We start from the raw sequence: 21,569 nt of genomic DNA, 5'->3' as shown, positions 1-21,569 counted from the left end.
CTGGCGCTTGCGGCGCCGCGCGCCGTGCGTATAATGATTCGCTTTTGCCATCCCTCCGTTCCGCCTGCGCGCAGCCGCGCCGAGGTGACGTCTCAAGCCTGCCGCCATGATGCCTACCCCTCCCGTCCTGACCATCGCCACGCGCGCCTTGCTGCTGTGCGCCCTGGCCATGCCGGCGTGCGCGCAGGAAGGTGTGGCTGGCGTGGATGCTGGCGCGGCCGGCGTCACGCATGGCGACGTGTCCGCCGAACTGGGGCAGGGCGGCCAGCACAGCGTGCGCGGCGCCCTGTCGCGCGAGCAGGGCGGCATGACGCTCGATGCGGCCGTCGACGCTCTGCGCAATGGCAATTACCGCGATGGCAGCGTGTTTCACCAGCGCGGCTTCACCGGCGGCGCGGAATGGAAGGCGCGCCAGGGCCGCTTCGGCTTCAGCGCCGACCAGCTGAACCAGGACACCCGCTATCCCGCGCCCGAGGCGCCGTTCCTGGCCTTGCTGGCGGCCCGTCCCGAAGACCTGTACCGCTATGAGGTGCGGCGCGCTAGCGCTTTCGTGCAGCGCTATGTGGGCAAGTTCGAGCTGGGCGTGGAACTGTCGCAGCGGGAAAAACGCGCCACGGCCCACTATGCGGGCGAGGACGGCAGCAGTGAATCGACCTACAGCAGCCGTCGCCGGCAACTGGCGCCGCGCCTGCGCCATTACGGCAAGGTGGGCGGCGTGGGCACGGATACGGAAGTGGGCCTGGATCTGATGCAGTGGCAGCGGCGCTCGGGCCGCGATGGCGATGCGCGCCGGCGCCAGACTTCGCGCGCGCTGCTGCTGCGCGAGGAGCTGGCCTTCGGCGGCCCCTATGCGCCGCGCCTGCTGCTGGGACTGCGGCATGAACAGTTCCAGCTCGATCCGGCCGACCTGCCCGCCGGCGGCAGCGACTGGGAAAACCAGAATGCCTGGGACGTGCAGGGCAGCCTGCAATTGCGCCCGCAACTGAGCGTGTACGCCAAGGCCGCGCGCAGCTACCGCATCGACGACGACGGCTATACCCGCGCCGGCTACCGCCCCCTGGCGGGCCAGCTGCGGCGCGACATGGAAGTGGGCGCCACCGTCGGCGACGCGGCGCGCAGCGCTTCCGTGCGCGTCTTCAGCGAGCGCCTGAGCAACCAGATCGTCTTCGACCAGAGCCTGGGCCAGCTGGGCTTTGCGGGCAACCTCGACCCCTCGCGCCGCGACGGCATCGCCATCGAGGCCAGCATGGCGCTGGCGCGCGACTGGCGCCTCGACGCTCAAGTGCGGCAAGTGCATGCGCGCTATGACGATTACGCCTACGACGGCCCGGATATCGCCCTCGTGCCCAAGACCCTGGCCAGCCTGCGCCTGTACTGGACGGGGCAGGGCGGCGCCAGTGCCGACGTCGGCGTGCAATGGCTGCGCGCGCTGCGCTATGGCCCCGATTTCGCCGGCAGCTGCCTGGCGCAAGTGCCCGCGTTTGCCACAGTGGACGGGCGCTATGCGCGCAAGCTGGGCGCCTGGGAGCTGGAACTGGCCGGCAGCAACCTGGCCAACCGCCGCCATTACGGCGATGCGCCGGGCTGCCGTTCCAGCATTTACCTCAACGACGCGCGCCAGCTGCGCGTATCGGCGCGCTACCATTTTTGAGGTGCAGGCGCAGCGGGGCTTAAATGCGGCTTAAGCGGGCGCAAAGCGGGGCGATAAACACGGCTTTTTTCCGCCCGGGCCTCATCGCCCGGCGCAAAAAGTGGTAATCTCGCCCCGTTCACGACCACTTTATAATGAAGGATTTATATGCGTTTTCTGCGTTTCTTGCGTCCCCTGCTTGCCGCCGTCACCCTGGTGGCGGCCACCGGCGGCGCCATGGCGGCCGATACCGGCTTTACCACGCTCCCGACGCCAGTGCGCACGGACACGGGCAAGAAGGTGGAAGTGGTCGAGTACTTCATGTATTCCTGCCCGCACTGCTACGCGCTCGATCCGCTGATGCACGACTGGGTCAAGAAGCAGGGCGACAAGATCGCCTTCCGCCGCATCCACCTGGCCTTCAATGGCCCGAAAGACCCGCAGGCGCACGCTTATGCCACCCTGGAGGCGATGGGCCAGCTGGACCAGTTCCACGACAAGATCTTTCGCGCCATCCACGTCGAGCGCAACCGCCTGAACCGCGATGACGCCATCCTCGACCTGCTGGTCAAGAACGGCATCGACAAGGCGAAATACCTGGACATGTTCAATTCCTTCGGCGTGCAGACCAAGCTGAAACGCAACGAACAGCTGATCACCGCCAGCAAGATCGACAGCGCGCCGACCATCGTCATCGATGGCCGTTTCGTCACGTCGCCGGCGCAGCTGTCGCGTCCGGGCCAGTCCGAGCCGCAAACCCAGACGGCGACCCTGCGCGTGATGGATGAACTGGTGGCGCGCGTGCTGAAAGAGCGCGCCCCGGCGCCGGCGAAGAAGTAAGCGGAGCGCATCATGAAACAGCTGCCCTGGACCCTGTGCGTGCTGGCCCTGGCCCTCGTGGCGTGGCTGGCGATCGCCGTCGTCAGCGTGGAAAACCAGCGCAATGCGCTGGTCACCAAGGCTTGCGTGGACCCCGCGTTCAAGAACGAGGTCGACGCGAAATGCCTGGCGTCCGTGCGGTCGCGCGAACACTGGTGGCAGCATCTGACGTACGCCATGACGCACTTCCGAAACTGAAGGCGTCTGCATGAAAACCCGCCGCGCGTGGGTTTTTTTTCGTCCGCGTATGATGAAGCCACAACCAGCCAGGAGGGACAATGAAGGAAGTGATCTTGATTACCGGTAGCAGCCGCGGCATCGGTGCGGCGACGGCGCAGCTGGCGGCGCGCCAGGGCTATGCCGTGTGCATTAACTATGTGCGCGATGCGCCGGCGGCCGAGGCGCTGTGTGCGCGCATCGTGGCCGACGGGGGCGAGGCCATCGCCGTGCAGGCCGACGTCAGCGACGAAGCGCACGTGGCGCGCTTGTTCGGCGAAATCGATGCGCGGCTGGGTACACTCACGGCGCTGGTCAACAATGTGGGCGTGCTGGAGCAGAAATGCCGGCTGACCGACATGTCCGCACAGCGCCTGGAACGTGTGCTGCGCACCAACGTGATCAGTTATTTCCTGTGCTGCCAGCAGGCCGTGCGGCGCATGTCGACGGCTCGTGGCGGGCAGGGCGGGCGCATCGTGAATGTGTCGTCGGCGGCCGCGCGCATCGGTTCTCCGGACGAATACATCGATTACGCGGCCTCGAAGGGCGCCGTCGATACCCTGACCCTCGGTCTGGCGAAGGAAGTGGCGGCCGAAGGCATCCGCGTCAACGGCGTGCGGCCCGGCATCATCCATACGGAGATCCACGCTTCCGGCGGCGAGCCGGGAAGGGTGGCGCGCCTGGCACCCGGCGTGCCGATGCAGCGCGGCGGCCAGCCGGAAGAAATCGCCGACGCCATTTTGTACCTGCTGGGACCGGGCGCCACGTATGTGACGGGCAGCATCCTCGACGTGGCGGGCGGGCGCTGATTTTCAACTCATTTTCAAATTTGGCGAGCGACTGATTCAAGCGCGGGGCCAATTATCAAGCAGGGCAAGCGAGTCCAGAATGGCGGTGTGCCATGTGCACGCCGATCAACCAACCTGGATTCATCATGCCCGTATCTGCTTCCGCCTCCGTTTTTGCCCCCGCCCTCCTGGCTCTGTCGCTGCTGGGCGCCGCGCCAGCCCATGCCGCCACGGATTTGCCCATGCCGGCCCACCTGTCCGGCGCCACCGCCACGGATACAACGGCGCTGGCCGCGCGCCGCTACGCCGCGTTCTGGCAGAGCGGCGACCCGGCCCTGGCGCGGCTGGCGCTGGCCGACGATTTTATTGACCGCACCTTGCCCGCCGGCCGTCCGCAGGGACTGGCCGGCCCGCTGCAGGCCTCGCAAGTGTTTCATGCGGCCGTGCCGGATTTGAAAGTCGCCATCGAGGAGATGCTGGTGGCCGGCGATCGGGTCAGCCTGCGCCTGCATTTCACGGGCCATTTCACAGGCGTCTTCCCCACGCCGCAGGGCGAGCTGCGCGGCCAGGGGCAAGCCATCGATTTCCATGCGTTCGACCTGTACCGCGTGAACGCGCTGGGGCGCATCAGCGACAACTGGCACCTGGAAGACAATCTGACCCTGTTGCGCCAGCTGGGCGTGCTGGCGCAGTAAGGGCGGCCGTCAGACTTGCAGCGCGGCGAACTGCTGCAGCAGGAACTCGGCCAGCAGGGCGATGCGCGGCGCCTGGAAGCGGCTGCGCCGGTACAGCAGGTTCAGGGGGACGCTGTCGGCAAAGTAATCGTCGAGCACCGTCTGCAGGCGTCCCGCGCGCAGGTCGTCGCTGATGTCGAGCAGGGATTTGTAGGCATAGCCATGGCCGGCCACGGCCCAGCGGCGGATGATTTCACCGTCGTTGCTGTGCCATTCCCCTTGCAGGCGCAGGCCGTGGCGCTTGCCGTTTTCGCGGTAGCGCCATTCCTGAGGCGCGCCGTCGCCGGCCATGAGCACGAGCGTTGGCAGCGACGCCAGGTCGCGCGGCGCGGCCGGCACGCCGACCCTGGCGGCCAGCGCGGGCGCCACGCACACGACGCGCCGGCCTGGGTGCAGCAGGCGCGCCACCATGTCGCTGTCGGGCAGCTCGCCGTAGCGGATGGCCAGGTCGACGTCGTCCTGCACCAGGTCGGCCGTGGCGTCCGTCAGGGTCAGCGCATGGCGCACCTGCGGGTGCAGCGCGGCAAAGCGGTCGAGCATCGGCAGCAGCAACTGGCGGCCGATGTCGGACGGCGCCGAGATGCGCACCACGCCGCGCACGGCGCCGTCGCCCGCATGCAAGCCGTCTTCGGCCTGCGCCAGCAAGTCCAGCGCCTGTTCGCTGTAGCGGCGGTAGTGCACACCTTCATCCGTCAGGCGCAGCTGGCGCGTGGTGCGTTCGAACAGGGTGGCGCCCAGCGCCGTTTCCAGGCGCGCGATGGCGGCGCTGGCGGCGGCCGGCGACAGGCCGTGCTTGCGGCCGGCCGCGGAAAAACTGCCCAGCGCCGCGGCGTCGAGGAACAGGGCGATTTCCGCCAGGCGCCCGGCGCCGCCGCGGCTCATGCGGGGTGCGCGGCCGCTGCTGGCTTCGGCGCCGGTGCCGAATGCGGCGTGATCACCACGGTGCACGTGGTGCCGGCCACCAGCAATTGCCCCTTCGGCTGCTCGTCGATGTGGATGCGCACGGGCACGCGCTGCGCCAGACGCACCCAGTTGAAGGTGGGGTTGACGTCGGCCAGCAATTCGCGGCCCGTGGCGGCGTCGCGGTCCGTGATGCCGCGCGCGATGCTTTCGATGTGGCCATGCAGGGTGCCGCCGCTCATCAGGTTCATTTCCGCCTTGTCGTCCTGCGCCAGCATGCCCAGCTTGGTCTCTTCGAAGTAGCCGACCACGTAGTACGAGGCGCTGTCGATGACGGCCAGCTTGGCCGCGCCGACGGCGGCGAAATCGCCCTTGTGCACGTTCAGGTTCGTCACGTAGCCGCTGACGGGCGCGCGCACGGTGGTGCGCTCCAGGTTCAGTTGCGCCAGCGTGCGCGCGGCCACGGCGGCCTGCACTTGCGACGAGGCCGAGCTGGCGGCAAAGGCGGCGCTTTCGCGGCTTTCCGTCGAGATGATGCTGGCGTCCAGGCCTGCGCGGCGCTGCGCTTCCTTGCCGCGGCGGCCCTGCTCCGTTTTTTGCGCGGCCAGCACGGCGTCGGCCTGCGCCAGTGCGCTCGCATAGCGTTCCTTGTCGACGACGAACAGGATATCGCCCTTCTGCACCACCTGGTTGTCGCGCACCAGCACGTCCGTGACGGTGCCGGCCACGTCGGCGCTGATGTTGACGATGTCGGCCTTGATGCGGCCGTCGCGCGTCCACGGCGACTCCATGTAGCGGTCCCAGACGGTCTTGCCTGTCCACAGGGCGGCTGCCAATAGCAGCACGGTGATTGCATAGCGGGTCAGTTTGCTTACCATGTCGGCAGCCTTTCCTTGATTGGTTGAACAGTTTTTTTTATTTGTAAAGCGATAAAGCCAGCGCGCCGAAGATGGCGATGAAGATGCATAGCCGCGCCAGCGACGGATGCCACACCATGCGGTACACGCCCAGCCAGCCCAGCACGCGGTCAAGCAGGGTTTGCAGGGCTATGCTGAGTAGGAACAGGGGCAGCAGGGTAGGAATCAGAATTCCGAACAGGGCGAATTCACGCGGCATGGTGGTCTCCGGCGCCAGGCGCCATATGGTCGAGTAATGAGGTGTAGATCGAATGCAGGTCGGCCAGCGCCGTCTGCAGGCGCAGGTCTTGCTCCTGCTTGCGTTCTTGTGTCGCACCAGCTTCCGTTTGCGCCACGCGCACCACGGCGCCCGCCTGCAGGGTGGCGGCCAGGGCCGCCTGCAGTGCGGGGTCGCTGCGCGTGCGCAGCCAGCCGGCGATGTGGTCCACGCATTGCTGCAGCGCGTGGCGTGTGGCGCCTGGCCGGGCCGTGGCAATCAGTTCGCGCAATTCGATCACGGAGTGGCCGATTTCCAGCAGGGTCAGGGCCTGGCGCACGACGGCGCGCGTGGCCTCGCCCGGCGCCGGTCCGGCCGCCGCATTGAGCTGGCTGAGCAAGTCGCGCACGCGGTTGTCGAAACGGTGTTTGACACGCCGCGCGGGCGCCGTGCATGCATGCAGTGCTTCGCGCCAGAGTGCGCGGCCGATGTGGTCTTTGTGGCCCATCGTGTGCTCGGGCAGCAGCACGGCAAATACGAGGGCGGCCAGCATCAGTCCCACGATCAGCGCCATGCCCGTGTTGAGAAAGGCCGCGCCATCGACGTGCATCACATTCGTCGGCACCATCTGCGTGATGAAGGTCGACACGCCCAGGCCCACGCCCAGTTTGGCGGGATTCGTCATCAGGTACAGGCCGACGGCCAGAAACGGCGCAAAGCTGAGGACCAGCATGGGGAAGCCGTCGCCGTGCACCAGCACGAAATACACGCAGACGAGCGACAGCGGCATGGCGATCAGGAAGCCCGTCAGCACCTGGCGGATCATCAGGATGGGGCGCGGCGAGGACGAGGCCAGCGCGCAGAACACGGCCGCCATCAGCATCGCCGTGCTGGCGTAGGGCCAGGCGAGGAAATAGGCGCCCAGCGCCAGCAGGGCCAGGCTGATGCCGGCGCGCGCGCCGCTGGCGAGCACCAGCGCGGGCGGCGTCTTCGGCGCGTATGCCTGCGGCGTGCTCACATCGAGCGGCGTGTCGTGCACGAGGCTGAAATACACTTCGTGAAAGCGGCTGATGTCGCGCGCGAAGCGTTCGAGCAGTTCGCACACGGTGTCGAAATCGATGCGCTGCGCATGCGCGATGGCCGCGCCGTCGATGTCCGCGCGGGCCTGGCCCAGCGCCGTTTGCAGATGCCGCTGCATGGTGTCGAGCGAGTCTTGTGATGGCGTCGTTTGCAGCGCTTCGGCGACGATGGCGTACAGGGGCGCGCAGGCCTGCATGACCTGTGTCTCGCCATCGCGCTGCAGGCGGTCGAACAGGCGGTGGAAGGTATAGAAGGTGGTCAGCGCCGTCATGAAGGTGGCGTTGAAGGCGTGCAGCTTGCGGTTTTGCGCGCGCACGTGACTGACCTTGCTGGTGACTTCGAACAGGGCGGCCGAGCGCCCCAGTTCCAGCGCCGCCACGTCGGCGGCAAACTGCAGATGCGTCAGTTCCACCTGCGCCGGCGTGAGCTTTTGCTGCAGTACATCCTGGCAAAAGGTGAGGAATTTGCCGTAACGCGCCTGCACCGTGCGCATCACCTGCGTGCCCTGGTGGCGCGGCAGCAGCACGCTGGAGACGGCCGCCGAGCAGATGATGCCCAGGCTCACTTCAGCCACGCGCGTGACGGCCAGCGAAAACACCTGCATCGGCTGTTCGATGGCGGGCAGCACGATCATGCAGGCCGTGTAGCCGGCCAGCACGTACACATATGACTGGGCGTTGCGGTGCAGGGCCGAGCCGCTCGTGCACAGGCCCACCCACAGGGCCAGGCCGGCGAACAACAGCACGGGCTGCTGCGGGAACAGGCCGATCAGGGTCAGCGCGGCCGTGCAGCCGAGCAGGGTGCCGCACAGGCGGTAAAAGCTTTTTTCCAGCACCATGCCGCTGCTGGGCAGGGCCAGGATGATGGTGGTGGTCATCGCCGTGCTGGGCGAATCGAGGCCCAGGCGGTAGGCCAGCCACAGGGCGCAGAATGCGGCGATGAGGGTCTTGCCGACGTAGATCCAGCGCTCGCCTTCCGTCGCGCGCCAGTCCTGCAGCGCCAGCGCCAGCCAGCGGGCCGCCCGGCTCAGGGGGCCGTGCGTAGATATTGTTGCTGTGGCTGGCGTCATCGATAGGCTATCAGTTCTGGTTGTTGAGATTGTTCAAATTGCGCAGCTGGCGCATGTACAGCTTGTCGAGCACTTGCAGCTCTTCTTCCGTGAAGCCTTCGTACAGGGCCGAGGTTTCCTGGTACACGTCCGGCAGCGCCGTCTCGATCAGCGCGCGGCCCTTGTCGGTCAGCGAGATCATCACCGAGCGGCGGTCGCCGGGGCGCGTGCCCCGATGGATCAGGCCGCGCGTTTCCAGGTCGTTGCACACGCGCGTCAGGTTGGCCGGCTTTTCATGACAGGCCATGCCCAGGGTGCAGGCGTTCGAGGTTTCATCGTCCGTGCCGTACAGCACGGCCAGCACCATGTAACTGGCATCGACCAGGTCGTGCTTTTTCAGCGCGGCGTTGGTCAGGTCCTTCATGCCTTTTTGAATGTGGTACGTCATGCGCAATAAACGCATCAGTTCCATGGGGAAGCCTGGCATGCGCGTGCGGATGTTTTGCAGCCGCTTGGAGGTGGCGTCAAAAGCGGTCATGTCATATTCCTTCATGTGTGAATAAAGTTCCGATTGTATCTTGTTGGGCTAAGGCAATGCCAGGATTGCAAGCTCAGATGCCGCCTCCTAACGCATTCATCAAGGAAACGTACAGATCGAGCTCGCGCGCCCCATTCTGCGCCTGCTGCTGTTCTTCCGCCAGCAGCGCCACTTGCGTGTTGAGCATGGCGATGGCGTCGCTCATGCCCGCCTTGTAGGCCTTTTCCGCCAGGTCGCGCGCGCGCTGCGCCGTCGCCAGCGCCTGCACGGTCAGCTGGTGCTGTTTGGCCAGCGATTGGGCGCGGGTGACGGCATTGGCCACGTCCGACATGGCGTTGATGACGGTGGCGTTGTACTGCTCCACGGCGCCGTCGTACACGGCCGTCTGGCTGCCCAGCTGGGCGCGCAAACGGGCGCCGGCAAAGATGGGCAGGCTCAGCGCGGGCGAGACGCCGCGGATGTCCGAGTTGGCGTCGAGAAAATGGCTGAAGCCAAACGCCTGGAAGCCGGCGAAGGCCACCAGGTTGACGTTCGGGTAGAACTCGGCTTTGGCCGCATCGATGCGCTGCGCCGCCGCTTCCACCCGCCAGCGCTGGGCGGCGATGTCGGGCCGGCGGCCGATCAGCTCGGCCGGCAGGGCGGCGGGGATGGCCAGCGGCTGGTCCAGGCGCAGCACGGGACGCGTGAGCGCCGCACCGGCGGCCGGCCCCTTGCCTGCCAGGGTGGCCAGCTGGTTGCGCAGCAGAGCCAGCGATTCGGCCGACTGTTCCAGCTGGCGCCGGCCGGCCGGCAAGGTGGTTTCGATTTGCGCCACGTCAATGTCCGTGCCGATGCCGGCCGCCTTGCGCTGGCGCGTGATGTCGAGGATGCGGGCGCGCTGCGCCAGGCTGCGTTCGATCACATCCTGCAGCTGGAATTCATACGACAGCTGGATGTAGGTGCGCACCAGTGCCGTTTCCAGCGCCAGGCGGGCCATCTGCGATTCGGCCGACGCCATTTGCACGTCGCCCAGGGCGGCGGACAGGGCGGCGCGGTTGCGGCCCCACAGGTCCAGGTCGTACGAGGCCGTGACGGTGGCCTGGTTGCGCCACGCGTAATTGCCGGCCAGCGGCGCCGGCGTGCTGCCGTGCTGGGAATACAGTTCGCGGTTGATGGAGATGGCCGCGTCGGCCTGCGGACGAGTCTTGTCTTCGGCTGCGCCGGCCAGCGCCTCGGCCTGGCGCACGCGCGCCTGGGCGCCGCGCAGGGTGGGGCTGTCGGCCAGGGCCTGGTCCATCAAACGGTTCAATTGGGGGTCATGCAAGTCTTGCCACCATTGCGTGCGCGGCCATTCGATGGCGGCGCTGGCGGCGGCATCCATGGCCTGGCTCGCTTGCAGTTTGTTTGCGTCGAGCATGGCCGATTGCGGCGCGATATGGCCCATGTCGGCGCAAGCGCTCAAGGCAAGGATCAGGCTGGCGGCAAGCAAGCGGCGGTGCAGGGACATGCAGGAACTCCGGAAGGTGGTATTGGGGCGATGCTGACAGCTCGCCGCGGTGAGCGCCGGGAGTGGCCCGGCCGGGGTAGGCCCGGGTGCTGCGCCGCAACTGAGGTGTACTACTGTGTGACTGAAACCGGCTGACTGGTTTCTTATTGCACGACCTGCTTGATCGTATGCGCGATATCAAAGTCCGCTTCCGTTTGCGGAATCAGGCCTGCCTTGCGGGCGGCGTAGAACTCGGCCATGACTTGTTCGCGCGTCACCTGGCTGGCGGCGGTGGCCGGCGTTTTCGGGTAGTCGACTTCGCTGGTGGCGATTTCGCCGGCGTTGCGGGCGCGGATGTATTCGGCCGTGACTTGCTCGCGCGTCAGTTGCTTGTCCGTTGGGGCAGGTGCGGCGCTTTGGGCCAAAGCCGAAGTGGCGGTGGTGATGGCAAACAATGCTGCGATGAGTGATTTGGCTTGCATGATAAGACTCCAAAATGTGCATGATGGCTGGGTGGATGGGCCGGATCGCCACGTACCGGTCGGTTCGTCGGCATGGCGCTGGTGGGCGCCGTGCCGGCGATGAAGCAGTTTCTGGATGAGAAGATGCTTACTTGAATTAACTATAGCAATGAATAGTACATTTGTGAAGTAATTTATGAAAATAGTTGTGCGCCGCCGCATTTGCCCCTTGGAAAATGCGGTGCAGGCGTGCGCCGCTGGCCGGGCCAGGGGAGTAAGCTGGTTTTTTGTTCAACGGGAGTCAACCATGAGCGGCAGCACACTCGATCCGGACAATTTGCCCGTCATCCCCGACCGCGTCCTGGGCAGCGGCCATGGCAAGGGCGCGCTCGGCCCCAGCGACAGTTCCGACAGCGGCAGCGACATGCAGGGCGTGCCCGGCCAGGATGCGGAAGCGCTCGACAACGACAGCGATGCGGCCGGCACAGGTGAGCGGGCCGGCGTGGAGCCGCGCAATACGGCGCCCGATGGCGGCGACATCGACGTCGACCATGTAGAAAGCATGGCGCCCGTGCGGCCGGCGGAGGAAGGTGGTGGCGAATCGCCCCCATGAATTACCGCCTCTCCTGCGGCATCAGCGTAAAATGCGGGCAAGGCGGCGTGCACGCCGCCATGGCCAGCCGGCCGGCACAGGATAGGATGTCAGAGGATGCAAACGCAGATGTCGGAAGAGAAAGAAAAAGACTTGATGTCGATGTACCGCGAGACGCGGCCGCGCGAGTTTTTTGGCGAAAAAAGTAACACCAATCACCTGGCCTGGAGCTTGCTGGTGATCTTGCTGGCGCTGGCGTTCTGGCTCGTCGTGGCCCTGGCAGCGGCGGAAAACCAGCGCCATGCGCTGGAAACGAAGGCATGCCAGGATCATGTGTTTCCTGCGGAAATCGACACGTCTTGCCTGAAACAGGTCAAGTCGCGCGAACACTGGTGGCAGCACGTGGGCCACGCGCTGGTGCGCATGGGCGCCTGAGCCGGGCGCAAGCTGGCAGAACGGTCTGGCTGACCCTGCGGCGGCAAGTGCCGCTGCGGTGATTGTGATGGGTGATAAAGCGATAGTGCGGGAGGCGCCATGCCACGCGATCACTCGCGCGAGCAGCCGCAATGGCTGCTGGCGCGCCACAGTGCCTTGACGGCGCGCCAGTTGCTGCGCGCCTACGGCTTGCTATGCCTGTTTTCCCTCGTCATTGCCGCCGCTTTTGCACTGCGCGGCCTCTGGTACATCCCCGTTTTTTCGTTCGCCGAATTGATCCTGGTGGCCGCCGCCCTGCTGCATTACCTGCGCCACGCGCGCGACTATGAGCACATCGCCTTGCGCGACGGCGAGCTGGTCATCGAACAGGTCAGCGCCGGGCAGTGCCGGCGCCACCACTTTGCGCCTTGGTGCACGCGCATCGATGTGCCGCAAGGGCCGCGCCAATTGATACACATCAACGATATGCGTGATGCTACCCGGCATGTGGCGGTGGGCGTCTTTGCCACGCCGGAACGGCGCTGGCAGGTGGCGCAGGAACTGCTGGCCCTGCTGCCGCCGCCACTGTCGCCATAATCGCCTTACACGGCCCGCGACGGACCTTCCCACAGATTGATATGGCCTTCGCGCGCCTGCACGTCGATGGCGGCCAGCTCGTCGGCCGTGAACGACAATTGCTGCAACGCGGCCACGTTTTCGCGGATTTGCGCGCTGCTGCTCGCGCCGATCAGGGTCGAGGTGACGCGGGGGTCGCGCAACACCCAGGCCAGCGCCATCTGCGCCAGGGTTTGCCCCCGCTGCGCGGCGATCTGGTTCAGTGCGCGCACGCGGGCCAGGTTTTCCGTGCTCAGGTGCTGTTGCGTCAGCGAATCGCCGCCGGGGCGGTTGACGCGGGCATCCTGCGGCACGCCATCAAGGTACTTGTCGCTGAGCAGTCCCTGCGCCAGCGCCGTGAACGTGATGCAGCCCATGCCTTCTTGCTGCAGGGTATCGAGCAAGCCATCTTCCTCGATCCAGCGGTTGAGCATATTGTAGGCCGGCTGGTGGATCAGGCACGGTACTTTCCATTCCTTCAGCAGGGCGGCCGCCTCGGCCGTTTTTTGCGGCGAATACGAGGACAGGCCCACGTACAGCGCCTTGCCCTGCTGCACGGCGGTGGCCAGCGCGCCCATGGTTTCTTCCAGCGGCGTGTCGGCGTCGTAACGGTGCGAGTAAAAGATGTCGACGTAATCGAGGCCCAGACGCTGCAAGCTCTGGTCCAGGCTGGCCAATACGTATTTGCGCGAACCGCCGCCCTGGCCGTACGGGCCCGGCCACATGTCCCAGCCCGCCTTGGTGGAAATGATCAGTTCATCGCGGTACGGTAAAAAATCGTCGCGCAGCAGCTTGCCGAAATTGCTTTCCGCACTGCCATACGGCGGGCCGTAGTTGTTCGCCAGGTCGAAATGCGTGATGCCCAGGTCAAACGCCGTGCGCAGCATGTCGCGCTGCGAGGCCAGGCTGTTGCTGTCGCCAAAGTTGTGCCACAGTCCCAGGGACAGCAGCGGCAGTTTCAGCCCGCTGCGCCCGCAGGTGCGGTATGGCATGCTGTCGTAGCGGTTCTCGGCGGCGTGGTAGGTCATGGCATCTCCTGGTTGAATGAAGCGCTTATTTTCGCGCAAAATCAAGGTCCGTGTGCGTGCTCCTTGCGAGCGGCCGGACGCGCCTTACAATGGGCGTTCAGGAGTCTCGCAAGGAGCGGTCATGGAAATCGAATTGAAATTGTTGCTGGCACCGCAAGACGTGCCCCGTTTGCGCGCGCACCCGCTGCTGGCGCAATCCACGCAAGGTGAACCGCAGCTGCTGCGGATGCACGATATCTATGTCGACACGCCCGATTTGCAGCTGTGCCGCCAGCAGGCGGGCTTGCGCGTGCGCCAGGTGGAGGGGCGCTGGGTGCAAACGCTGAAGGCGGGCGGTACCGTCAGCGGCGGCTTGCACAGCCGCCATGAATGGGAAGGCGAAGTTCCCGGGCCGCAGCCGGACCTGGCCGCGCTCGATGCGGCCATCGGCCGCAAGCAGCCCATCCGCGCGCTGCTGCGCCAGGACGCCATCCGTGACGCCTTGCGGCCCGTGTTTACCACGCGCATGGAGCGCACCGTATGGCAGTTGCGCACGCCGCAGGGCGACGAGATCGAATGCGTGCTGGACCAGGGTGTCATTGAAAGCGGCGCGGACGGGGCGGATAGCGTCGTCCGCACTGTGCCCGTCAGCGAGATCGAACTGGAATTGAAGCAGGGGCAGGCGGCCAGCCTGTTCGACGTGGCGCTGGCCTTGTTGCAGGACGTGCCGCTGCAGCTGGGCCATATGAGCAAGGCGGAGCGCGGCTACCGTCTCGCAGCGTCACAGCCGCTGCAAGCGGCCAAGGCGCAGCCTTTGGCGCTGGACGCGGCCATGTCCGTGGAGCAGGTATTCCTGGCCATCGCCAGCAATTGCCTGGAGCAAGTCAGCGGCAACCAGGATGGCGTGGCGGGCGGCGAGGATGTGGAAAGCGTGCACCAGATGCGCGTGGGCCTGCGCCGCTTGCGTTCGGCGCTGGGTATGTTCAAGTCCCTGCTGGTGCTGCCGGACGCCTTGAAGGGCGAACTCGAGTGGCTGGGCGGCGCGCTGGGCGAGGCGCGCGACTGGGATGTGTTGGCAGGCAATACCCTGGCGCAACTCGACGGCGAGGCGCAGGCGGATGCGGCGGCGCTGGCCGAGGCGGCGCACGCGCAGGCGCGCCTCAAGCACGAGCAAGCGGCCCAGGCCGTCACCTCGGCGCGCTATACGGCCTGCATGCTGGGCTTGCAACGCTGGCTGCAGGCGCGCGCCTGGCGCGACAATTGCTCCGTGCGCCAGTTGCGGCGCCTGGACGCGCGCGTTTCGCCGTTTGCCCGCGCCACGCTGCGCAAGGACCAGCGCCGCCTGATGAAGCGCGGCAAGGGCTTGCTGCATGCCACGCCGCCGCAGCGCCACCGGGTGCGCATCGCGGCCAAGAAGACGCGCTACGCGACGGAATTTTTTGCCTCGCTGTTTGCGGGCCGGGCCGTGAAACCGTATGTGGGACGCTTGTCGGCCCTGCAGGATGAACTGGGCTGGCTCAACGATGTGCAGGTGGCCGACCGCTTGCTGCAGCAATTGCCCGAAGTTCAGGCTGAGCAGACTGGCCAGCTTGATCAGTCCACCCAGGACGGGCTGCGGCTGCACGCGGCCTTCGTGCGCGGTTATCTGGCGGCACGCGCGCAGGCGCAGGGCAGCGATGGCCGCATGCACAAGGCGTGGCGGCGTTTCAAGGCGGCACGTTTGCCGGCCTGAACCTGGCTAAGCCAGCGGACGTTGCAATTGGCGCTCGAGGATGGCCAGCGGCGACTTGTGCGGGGCGGCCATGGCGTGCACGGGCAGCAGCCAGGTTTGCTCCAGCGCATACTGTCCCCGCAGGGCCGCGTGCGATACGGCGTCGCTGAAGACGATCCACGTCTGGCCCGGCGCGAACGCATGGGTGTGCTGTTCCACCTGCGCCTGGTAACCGAGGTCGGCCTTCATGGCGTCGTGCAGTTGCAGCATGTAGTGATCATAGGCCGTGCGCCGCGACTTGGTGACGTGCAGCCATTGCAGCAGGGATGCCAGCACCGGTTGCGGACGCTTCGCGACGGGCAAGAAATGCTGCGCCACCTGCTCGAATGGCGCGCCCAGTTTCCACACGCGGGGCGTGTCGCGCGGATGGATGTTGGTGAAGACGCGCAGGATGCGCCGGCCCTGCGTGGGCGAGGAGGGAAAGCTGTCGACGTGCAGGCGCGTATCGTCCTTGCGCCAGGAACTGACTCTGCCGGCGATTTCCACGGGACGAAAGCTGCCCTTGCCTTGCTGCAGATGGGGAACATAGCCAGGCAGCAAGCCGCCCAGCAGGCGCTGCGTGTGCCGCGCATAGCGCTGCATCAGCGCGGCCAGCAGGACCGCATCGCAGGCGTCGCCGTGGCCGCGCACGCCGCGCGCCGCTTCCCAGCTGATGTTCTTGGCGCTGCTGGCGCTATCCGCCGCGCCGTTCAGCAGGGCATGCTCTTCCTGTCGCAGCGAGAAGCCCAGGCGGGGCAGCAGCAGCACTTGCCCGTCTTCGAGTGCCTGCAGCGCCGCCGCCTGTTGCGCGGCGCTGCCGCTGGCGTCCCACTGGTCCAGGGAAATATCGATGAGTTTGCTCATGGCACAAACGGGAAAGACATTGGAGCGGCCAGTATGGGCGCTTGCCGCCCGCTCCCGTTTGCGCTGGCGCAGGTTCAGCTCACAGTTTGCTGTTCTGGCAGCCGGCGCTCACGCATTCGCGCACGCGGTCCTGCAGGAATTGCGCGCGTTCGATGGTGGTCTGGGTGGCGCAATCGAGGTTCACATAAAAGCCCGACGATTCGCGTTTGGAGCAATTCTGGTTGCGGTTGCTTATCCACGCCAGCTGTCCCGATTTCAGCTTTTGCTTGCCGCCGGCATCGAGCTGGGCGGCGAGTTTTTTGTAGTTGGCGTTGAGTTCCTTGTCCGCTTCCTGGTACACCTTGTTGAGGCAATACAGGCCGTCGAAGTCGTTGCGCGGCGTGTCGCAAGCGGAGTTGGCGAAGGCGGAACCGGAGGCAAACACGAGCAGGGCAAGCAGGCATTTTTTCATGATGTACTTTCAGACAGAGTGGTGGCGGGATCGGCGCAAGGCAGCGCTCTTGCGCATCCTACAACACTTCCCTGCCAGCGGCGTCAATAGGCCAGGCGGCCCGGCACGCTCACTTCGATCTGCGTGCCGGCGCCGGGCCGGCTGTCGATGCGCAGGCTGGCCCTGATGCCGGCGGCGCGTTCGCGCATGCCGACCAGGCCCCAGTGGCCGGGCCGCTGGCCTGCCTGCGCCACGGCGTCGTCGAGGCCGCAGCCGTCGTCGCGCACGCGCAGGGTGAAGGCCTGTTCCGCATAGTCGAGCTCCAGCACGATGTTGGCCGCCTCGGCATAGCGCGAGGCGTTGAACAGCGCTTCGCGCGCGATCGCATAAACCTCGTCATGCACGCGCGGCTGCAGGCGCCGGCAGGTGCCGCTGACATGCACGGCGAACGCATGTGCGCGGTGCTCGGCCAGGCCCTTGCCGAATTGCTGCAGCGCCAGGCGCAGTTCATCCGGTTCGGCCGAGGCGCGCAAGTCCATGATCTGGTCGCGGCCTTCGATCAGCAGCTGGTCGGCCAGGTTGAGGGTGCCATCGAGGCGCGCCCGTTCGCGCGTGCCCTTGGGCAGCATGTCCGCATGCGCATGGAACGACAGGATCAAGCCTTGCACGCTTTGCAGCAGGGTGTCGTGCAGCGAGCGGGCGATGCGCGAGCGTTCGGCCAGGCGCTCCTGCAAGCGTTCCTGCAGCCGTTCCTGCATATTGCGCGTCAGGTGGCGGATGCGCAGCACATAGCCGCCATACAGCAGCAGCGCGGCGCCCAGCGCCAGCAGCACGACGAACCACGGCGTTTGCACGAAGGCGGGCGCGATGACGATGTCGAGTCCCGTCCCCTGCGTGTTCCACACGCCGTCTTCGTTGGCGGCTGTGACCTCGAAGCGGTAACTGCCGGGCGCGAGGTTGGTGTAGTAGGCTTCGCGGCGTCCCACGGCTTCCTGCCAGCCGGCGTCCACGCCCGCCAGCCGGTAGCGCAGGCGCACGCGTTCCGGCATCGACAGGCTCAGGGCCGTGAAACCGATCTGCAGGGACTTGCTGCCTTGCGGCAGGTGCAGCGGCTTGCCATCGTCCAGCGCGTAACGCGCGCCATCGGCCAGCAGGCTGTGGATCTGCACGGGCGGCGCCAGGGTGTTGCGGCGGATGTGCAGCGGGTTGAGCATGCCGATGGTGGCCGAGGTGGAGAACCACAGCTTGCCATCGGGTGCATGGATCAGCGACGGCACGGGGCGCAGTTGCGAGGCATGGCCCTGCAAGCCGTCGAGCGCGTCGAAGCGTTCCGAGTCGACGGCCCTGCCATCCCGCATCCACGCGGCCAGGCTGGCGGCGCCGATATGGGCTATGCCGTCCGCGCCATGCAGCCACAGGTCGCCGTCCGGCAGCCGAACGATGCCCGACACACCGCGAAATGCCGCGCCGCGCGCGCCGCGCAAGGTGTGGAAGCGGCCGGCGCTGTACAGCGCCACGCCGTTTTCGCCGCCGGCCCACATCGCCTCGCCATCGCGGTACAGCTGCAACACGGTGCCCACCTGCAGACCCTCGGGCGCGCCGAGCCGTTTGACGGCGCCCGCGCGCTGGCCGTCGGCCACCAGGCTGACCGTATTGTCGGCATGGCCCAGCCAGACGGTGCCGGCGCCATCCATCGCCATGGCCGTCGTCAGCACCGCGGGCAGGCCGGACAGGCCGCCGTTGGCGCTCCATTTTCCTTCGTTCAGGCGAAACAGGCCGCCGCCGGAAAACGAGGCCCACAGTGCGCCCGAGCGGTCTTGCTGCAGCGCCTGGGGATCGAGTCCCTGCACGGGCGTCGCCACGCGCGTCATGACGCCGTTGCGCGCGCGATGGTGGAGTTCCTGCTCGTTGCCTAGCCATAGCGTGCCGTCAGGCGCCCAGTGGCTGGCCGCCAGCGCCCCCTTCAAGATCACTTTTTTCATCCCGTCGGCCGTAAAGCTGCGCACGTCGCTCACGTAATCGCCGATCCACACGTCGCCATCGGGCCCCGGCAGCATGCCGGGATGGTCGAAGGGCACGGCAACGCTCAGGGTTGTCAGGCGGTTCGGCCGCAGCCGGTCCAGGCCCGTCGAGGTGCCGAACCACAGATTGCCTTCGCGGTCCTGGAACGAGGTTTGCGGCAGCGGGCCGCTGATGCCGTTCTGGCGCGTCAGGCGCTGGGACGGCAGGCTGGGGCCGGAAGGGTCGAACTTGCGTTCGATGCCATCGGGCTGCATCAGCCACATGGTGCCGGCGCGGTCGAAGCGGATGCTGTTGCCCCTGGCGTCGGGCCGGATGGGTGCATCGCCGCGCGGCGCGCTGGTGCGCACGCGATAGTAATTGCTTTGTGCGTCGACGGCCCAGATGGCGCCATCGGGCGCTTCATCCATGCTGGTGAGGATGGTGCGCGGCCAGGCGTGGGAAAAGCGCGTCTCGCCCGGCCTGCGGAAATAGGCGCCGTGCATGGTGCCCATCCACTGCGTGCCATCGCGCGCGAACAGGATCTGGTAGACACGCTTGTCGGGCAGGCCGACGTTGGCCGCCTGCGCAACGAAGCGGTCCGCGCCGGGCGCCAGGCGCGCCGCGCCATCGCGCGTGCCGACCCAGATGGCGCCGTCGGGCGCTGCCTCGATATGGAACACGGCGCCCGGCGGCAAGCCGTCCGCCTCGCGGTAAGTGCGCGCGCCATCCTTGCGAAAGACGCTGACGCCGCCGAGGCGGTAGCCGACCCACACGGCGCCGTCCGCCGGCGTGGCCAGGCCCAGCACATTGCTCGACGGCAGGCGGTGGCCGTACACGCTGTCGACCCTGTCGAAGCGCACGCCGTCGTAGCGGTACAAACCGGTGGCCGTGGCGATCCACAGCCAGCCATCCTTGCCCTGGGCGAATTTCAGCACATCGACGGGCGCGCCTTGCAGGGCGCCCCAGGCGTTGTGCGTGTAGTCGGACAGCAGGGGCGATGGGGCGGCCGCGCACGCGTGCAGCTGGCACACCAGCAGGGGCAAGATCAACAGGCGGCGCAGCAGGCGAGCGGACATCGGGGCAGGGGAGATAGCGGTGGCGGGGCAGTGATTGTAGCGCAGCACCGTGCCTTTCAGCAGGCAAAAAAAAGCCCGCGCCGGGCGGCGCAGGCTTCTTTTCGCCCTACGTTGACAGGAACTGGCGCTTACGCGAAGTTCTTGGCAACGAAGTCCCAGTTGACCAGGCCCCAGAACGTTTCCACGTACTTGGCGCGCAGGTTGCGGTAGTCGATGTAGTAGGCGTGTTCCCAGACGTCGCAGGTCAGCAGCGGCTTGTCGCCGGTGGTCAGCGGGCAGCCGGCGTTCGAGGTGTTGACGATGTCGACGGAGCCGTCGGCTTTTTGCACCAGCCAGGTCCAGCCCGAACCGAAGTTGCCCACGCACGACTTGGTGAATTCTTCCTTGAATTTGTCGAACGACGACCATTTCGCGTTGATCGCGTCAGCCACGGCACCGGTAGGCGCGCCGCCGCCGGCCGGCTTCATGCCGTTCCAGTAGAAGGTGTGGTTCCATACTTGCGCTGCATTGTTGAAGATGCCGCCCGACGATTTCTTGATGATTTCTTCCAGCGACAGGTTCTCGAACTCGGTACCCTTGATCAGGTTGTTCAAGTTGGTGACATACGCCTGGTGATGCTTGGCATAGTGGTATTCCAGGGTTTCTTTCGAAATATGCGGCGCCAGAGCGTCCATTTCATACGGCAGTGGTGGCAGAGTATGTTCCATGTGATGTCCCTTTATGGTGAGTGTTCGGAGTCTTCCAGCCTGTGGCCGGAGGGTTGAGCCTTGCGTGCTTGAACCAAGCATTCTTGCTGAACGAGCCACTATTGTAAAGCGGATGCGCCATTGCTGCAGATTCCCGCACGCGTTGCGCATGCCGTTGGCGTAGTGATTCTCGTTCAGCGCCAGGCCTAGCGAATACGCCGCGTGGTTTCCCGCACGATCAGCTCCAGGGGCGGTATTGCCGCCTGCACGGCTTCGCCATTGATCAGCCCCAGCAGCGCTTGCGTGGCGATGCGGCCGATGTCGTACAGGGGCTGGTGGATGGTCGTCAGCGGCGGCGTCGTGTAGGACGAGCCGGGCAAGTCATCGAAACCGACGAGCGAGATATCGTCGGGCACGCGGATGCCCTTGCGGTACAAACACAGGCGCACGCCGTAGGCGGACAGGTCATTGGCGGCGAAGACGGCGCTGAATTGCTGCTGCGTATCGAACAAATGGTTCATGGCCAGCATCCCGCTTGCCTCGTGGAAATCGCCTTCCACCATCAGCTTCGGGTCGATGGCGATGTCCGCTTCGCGCAGCGCGCGCTGGTAGCCCGTCAGGCGCTCGGCCGCATCCGTGTTGTTGGCGGGGCCGGCCACGAACGCGATGCGGCGGTGGCCCAGTTCCACCAGGTGGCGCACGGCCAGGTAGGCGCCGTATTCGTTGTCGAGCTTGAAGCCGATGGCGCTTTTCGTGGCCAGCAGGCGGCCCGTCGAGACGATGGGCCGCTGCTGCGAGAAATCGAGCACGCTCTCGTCCGAGATGCGCCCCGACAGCAGGATGATGCCGTCGACTTTTCTTGCCAGCAGCAAACGGATGCGGTCGGCCTCTTCCTGCGCATTCCAGTGACCGCTGACGATGACGGACGCATAGCCCGTGTCCTTCAGGCCATCGTCCACGCCGCGCAGGCTTTCGTCGAAGAAGGGGCTGGAAATATCCTGCACCACGATACCGATGGTCATCGAGCGGCCCTTCTTCAGACCCTGGGCCATCTGGTTCGGCGCGAATTTCATGTGCGCAATGGCCGCCAGCACGGCGTCGCGCTTGTCGTCGGACACTTTGGCCGTGCCATTGAGGATGCGCGAGACGGTGCTGGGCGACACGCCGGCCTGGCGGGCCACGTCGAGCAGGGTGGAAGGGGGAGCAGCGTGGGCGCTATCGTTCAAGGTGATTCCTGGGTATCAAAATGGCTGGTTGTCAGTGCTCTGAAAACCTTTTCATC

The 21,569-nt window shown here is 66.3% G+C and carries 22 protein-coding genes; 9 read left to right on the top strand and 13 right to left on the bottom strand.

All coding sequences use genetic code 11. From position 1 onward, the window contains the following. Positions 1-106 precede the first annotated feature (106 nt). The 5 genes from ACPJXG_RS21580 to ACPJXG_RS21560 all read left to right on the top strand — a co-directional run bounded on the left by ACPJXG_RS21580 (position 107) and on the right by ACPJXG_RS21560 (position 4,208). On the top strand, positions 107-1,651 hold the full coding sequence (locus ACPJXG_RS21580) for a TonB-dependent receptor domain-containing protein (protein ID WP_425252294.1): 1,545 nt from the start codon (positions 107-109) through the stop codon (positions 1,649-1,651). Between the two features lie 147 nt (positions 1,652-1,798). Beyond that, positions 1,799-2,470: a thiol:disulfide interchange protein DsbA/DsbL gene (locus ACPJXG_RS21575; protein WP_034782052.1), complete on the top strand. Its 672-nt coding sequence runs from the start codon at positions 1,799-1,801 to the stop codon at positions 2,468-2,470. Positions 2,471-2,482: 12 nt separating this feature from the next. Then, the gene (locus ACPJXG_RS21570; RefSeq protein ID WP_099400978.1) at positions 2,483-2,707 is read left to right on the top strand and encodes a hypothetical protein; all 225 of its coding nucleotides are present in this window, start codon (positions 2,483-2,485) and stop codon (positions 2,705-2,707) included. Positions 2,708-2,787: 80 nt separating this feature from the next. Next, a complete protein-coding gene (locus ACPJXG_RS21565; RefSeq protein ID WP_425252293.1) occupies positions 2,788-3,534 on the top strand; it encodes an SDR family oxidoreductase in 747 nt (248 codons plus the stop codon). A 125-nt stretch (positions 3,535-3,659) separates the two neighbouring features. Next, positions 3,660-4,208: an ester cyclase gene (locus ACPJXG_RS21560; RefSeq protein WP_425252292.1), complete on the top strand. Its 549-nt coding sequence runs from the start codon at positions 3,660-3,662 to the stop codon at positions 4,206-4,208. A gap of 9 nt (positions 4,209-4,217) precedes the next feature. Here ACPJXG_RS21560 and ACPJXG_RS21555 read toward each other — a convergent pair whose 3' ends face one another. The 7 genes from ACPJXG_RS21555 to ACPJXG_RS21525 form a co-directional block, all read right to left on the bottom strand. Then, positions 4,218-5,129: a LysR substrate-binding domain-containing protein gene (locus ACPJXG_RS21555; RefSeq protein ID WP_425252291.1), complete on the bottom strand. Its 912-nt coding sequence runs from the start codon at positions 5,127-5,129 to the stop codon at positions 4,218-4,220. Next, entirely contained in the window at positions 5,126-6,025 is a 900-nt protein-coding gene (locus ACPJXG_RS21550) for an efflux RND transporter periplasmic adaptor subunit (protein ID WP_425252290.1), read from the bottom strand. The genes ACPJXG_RS21555 and ACPJXG_RS21550 overlap by 4 nt, the downstream gene beginning before the upstream one ends. A 37-nt stretch (positions 6,026-6,062) precedes the next feature. After that, positions 6,063-6,263, bottom strand: coding sequence for a DUF1656 domain-containing protein (locus tag ACPJXG_RS21545; protein WP_034751763.1), 201 nt, complete (start codon positions 6,261-6,263; stop codon positions 6,063-6,065). Continuing rightward, on the bottom strand, positions 6,253-8,409 hold the full coding sequence (locus ACPJXG_RS21540; protein WP_425252289.1) for an FUSC family protein: 2,157 nt from the start codon (positions 8,407-8,409) through the stop codon (positions 6,253-6,255). Before ACPJXG_RS21540 ends, ACPJXG_RS21545 begins: the two co-directional genes overlap by 11 nt. A 10-nt stretch (positions 8,410-8,419) precedes the next feature. Next, positions 8,420-8,926: a MarR family winged helix-turn-helix transcriptional regulator gene (locus ACPJXG_RS21535; protein ID WP_046682655.1), complete on the bottom strand. Its 507-nt coding sequence runs from the start codon at positions 8,924-8,926 to the stop codon at positions 8,420-8,422. A 73-nt stretch (positions 8,927-8,999) separates the two neighbouring features. After that, positions 9,000-10,412, bottom strand: a complete 1,413-nt coding sequence (locus ACPJXG_RS21530; protein WP_425252288.1) for an efflux transporter outer membrane subunit — start codon at positions 10,410-10,412, stop codon at positions 9,000-9,002. Positions 10,413-10,555: 143 nt separating this feature from the next. After that, positions 10,556-10,873: a DUF4148 domain-containing protein gene (locus ACPJXG_RS21525; protein ID WP_425252287.1), complete on the bottom strand. Its 318-nt coding sequence runs from the start codon at positions 10,871-10,873 to the stop codon at positions 10,556-10,558. Between the two features lie 286 nt (positions 10,874-11,159). On the opposite strand from ACPJXG_RS21525, the gene ACPJXG_RS21520 reads away from it, so the two are divergent. The 3 genes from ACPJXG_RS21520 (at position 11,160) to ACPJXG_RS21510 (ending at position 12,455) form a co-directional block, all read left to right on the top strand. Beyond that, positions 11,160-11,465, top strand: a complete 306-nt coding sequence (locus ACPJXG_RS21520) for a hypothetical protein (protein ID WP_099400985.1) — start codon at positions 11,160-11,162, stop codon at positions 11,463-11,465. A gap of 96 nt (positions 11,466-11,561) precedes the next feature. Continuing rightward, complete coding sequence (locus ACPJXG_RS21515; protein WP_425252286.1) at positions 11,562-11,879, top strand: hypothetical protein; 318 nt, start codon at positions 11,562-11,564, stop codon at positions 11,877-11,879. Between the two features lie 99 nt (positions 11,880-11,978). Further along, positions 11,979-12,455 carry a DUF2244 domain-containing protein gene (locus ACPJXG_RS21510; RefSeq protein WP_425252285.1) on the top strand — a complete coding sequence of 159 codons (477 nt, stop codon included), beginning with the start codon at positions 11,979-11,981 and terminating at the stop codon, positions 12,453-12,455. A 5-nt stretch (positions 12,456-12,460) separates the two neighbouring features. Here the strand turns inward: ACPJXG_RS21510 and mgrA are convergent, their stop codons facing one another. Then, complete coding sequence (gene mgrA / locus ACPJXG_RS21505; protein WP_425252284.1) at positions 12,461-13,501, bottom strand: L-glyceraldehyde 3-phosphate reductase; 1,041 nt, start codon at positions 13,499-13,501, stop codon at positions 12,461-12,463. Positions 13,502-13,622: 121 nt separating this feature from the next. Here mgrA and ACPJXG_RS21500 point away from each other — a divergent pair, with 121 nt between their 5' ends. Further along, on the top strand, positions 13,623-15,212 hold the full coding sequence (locus tag ACPJXG_RS21500) for a CHAD domain-containing protein (RefSeq protein ID WP_425252283.1): 1,590 nt from the start codon (positions 13,623-13,625) through the stop codon (positions 15,210-15,212). A 6-nt stretch (positions 15,213-15,218) separates the two neighbouring features. Here ACPJXG_RS21500 and ACPJXG_RS21495 read toward each other — a convergent pair whose 3' ends face one another. The 5 genes from ACPJXG_RS21495 to ACPJXG_RS21475 all read right to left on the bottom strand — a co-directional run bounded on the left by ACPJXG_RS21495 (position 15,219) and on the right by ACPJXG_RS21475 (position 21,513). Then, complete coding sequence (locus ACPJXG_RS21495) at positions 15,219-16,094, bottom strand: Kdo hydroxylase family protein (RefSeq protein WP_425252282.1); 876 nt, start codon at positions 16,092-16,094, stop codon at positions 15,219-15,221. Between the two features lie 79 nt (positions 16,095-16,173). Continuing rightward, positions 16,174-16,545, bottom strand: a complete 372-nt coding sequence (locus ACPJXG_RS21490) for a lysozyme inhibitor LprI family protein (RefSeq protein ID WP_035825730.1) — start codon at positions 16,543-16,545, stop codon at positions 16,174-16,176. 83 nt (positions 16,546-16,628) lie between these two features. After that, the gene (locus ACPJXG_RS21485) at positions 16,629-19,649 is read right to left on the bottom strand and encodes a triple tyrosine motif-containing protein (protein ID WP_425252281.1); all 3,021 of its coding nucleotides are present in this window, start codon (positions 19,647-19,649) and stop codon (positions 16,629-16,631) included. An 80-nt stretch (positions 19,650-19,729) separates the two neighbouring features. Beyond that, complete coding sequence (locus ACPJXG_RS21480; protein ID WP_070224622.1) at positions 19,730-20,308, bottom strand: superoxide dismutase; 579 nt, start codon at positions 20,306-20,308, stop codon at positions 19,730-19,732. 185 nt (positions 20,309-20,493) lie between these two features. Next, positions 20,494-21,513, bottom strand: a complete 1,020-nt coding sequence (locus tag ACPJXG_RS21475; protein ID WP_035825735.1) for a LacI family DNA-binding transcriptional regulator — start codon at positions 21,511-21,513, stop codon at positions 20,494-20,496. Positions 21,514-21,569 lie beyond the last annotated feature (56 nt).

It is taken from the genome of Janthinobacterium sp. NFX145, from assembly GCF_049810325.1.
Taxonomy (GTDB): domain Bacteria; phylum Pseudomonadota; class Gammaproteobacteria; order Burkholderiales; family Burkholderiaceae_D; genus Janthinobacterium; species Janthinobacterium rivuli.
The sequence above is the reverse complement of the archived record's forward strand: the minus strand, read 5'-3'. Positions and strand labels throughout refer to the sequence as shown.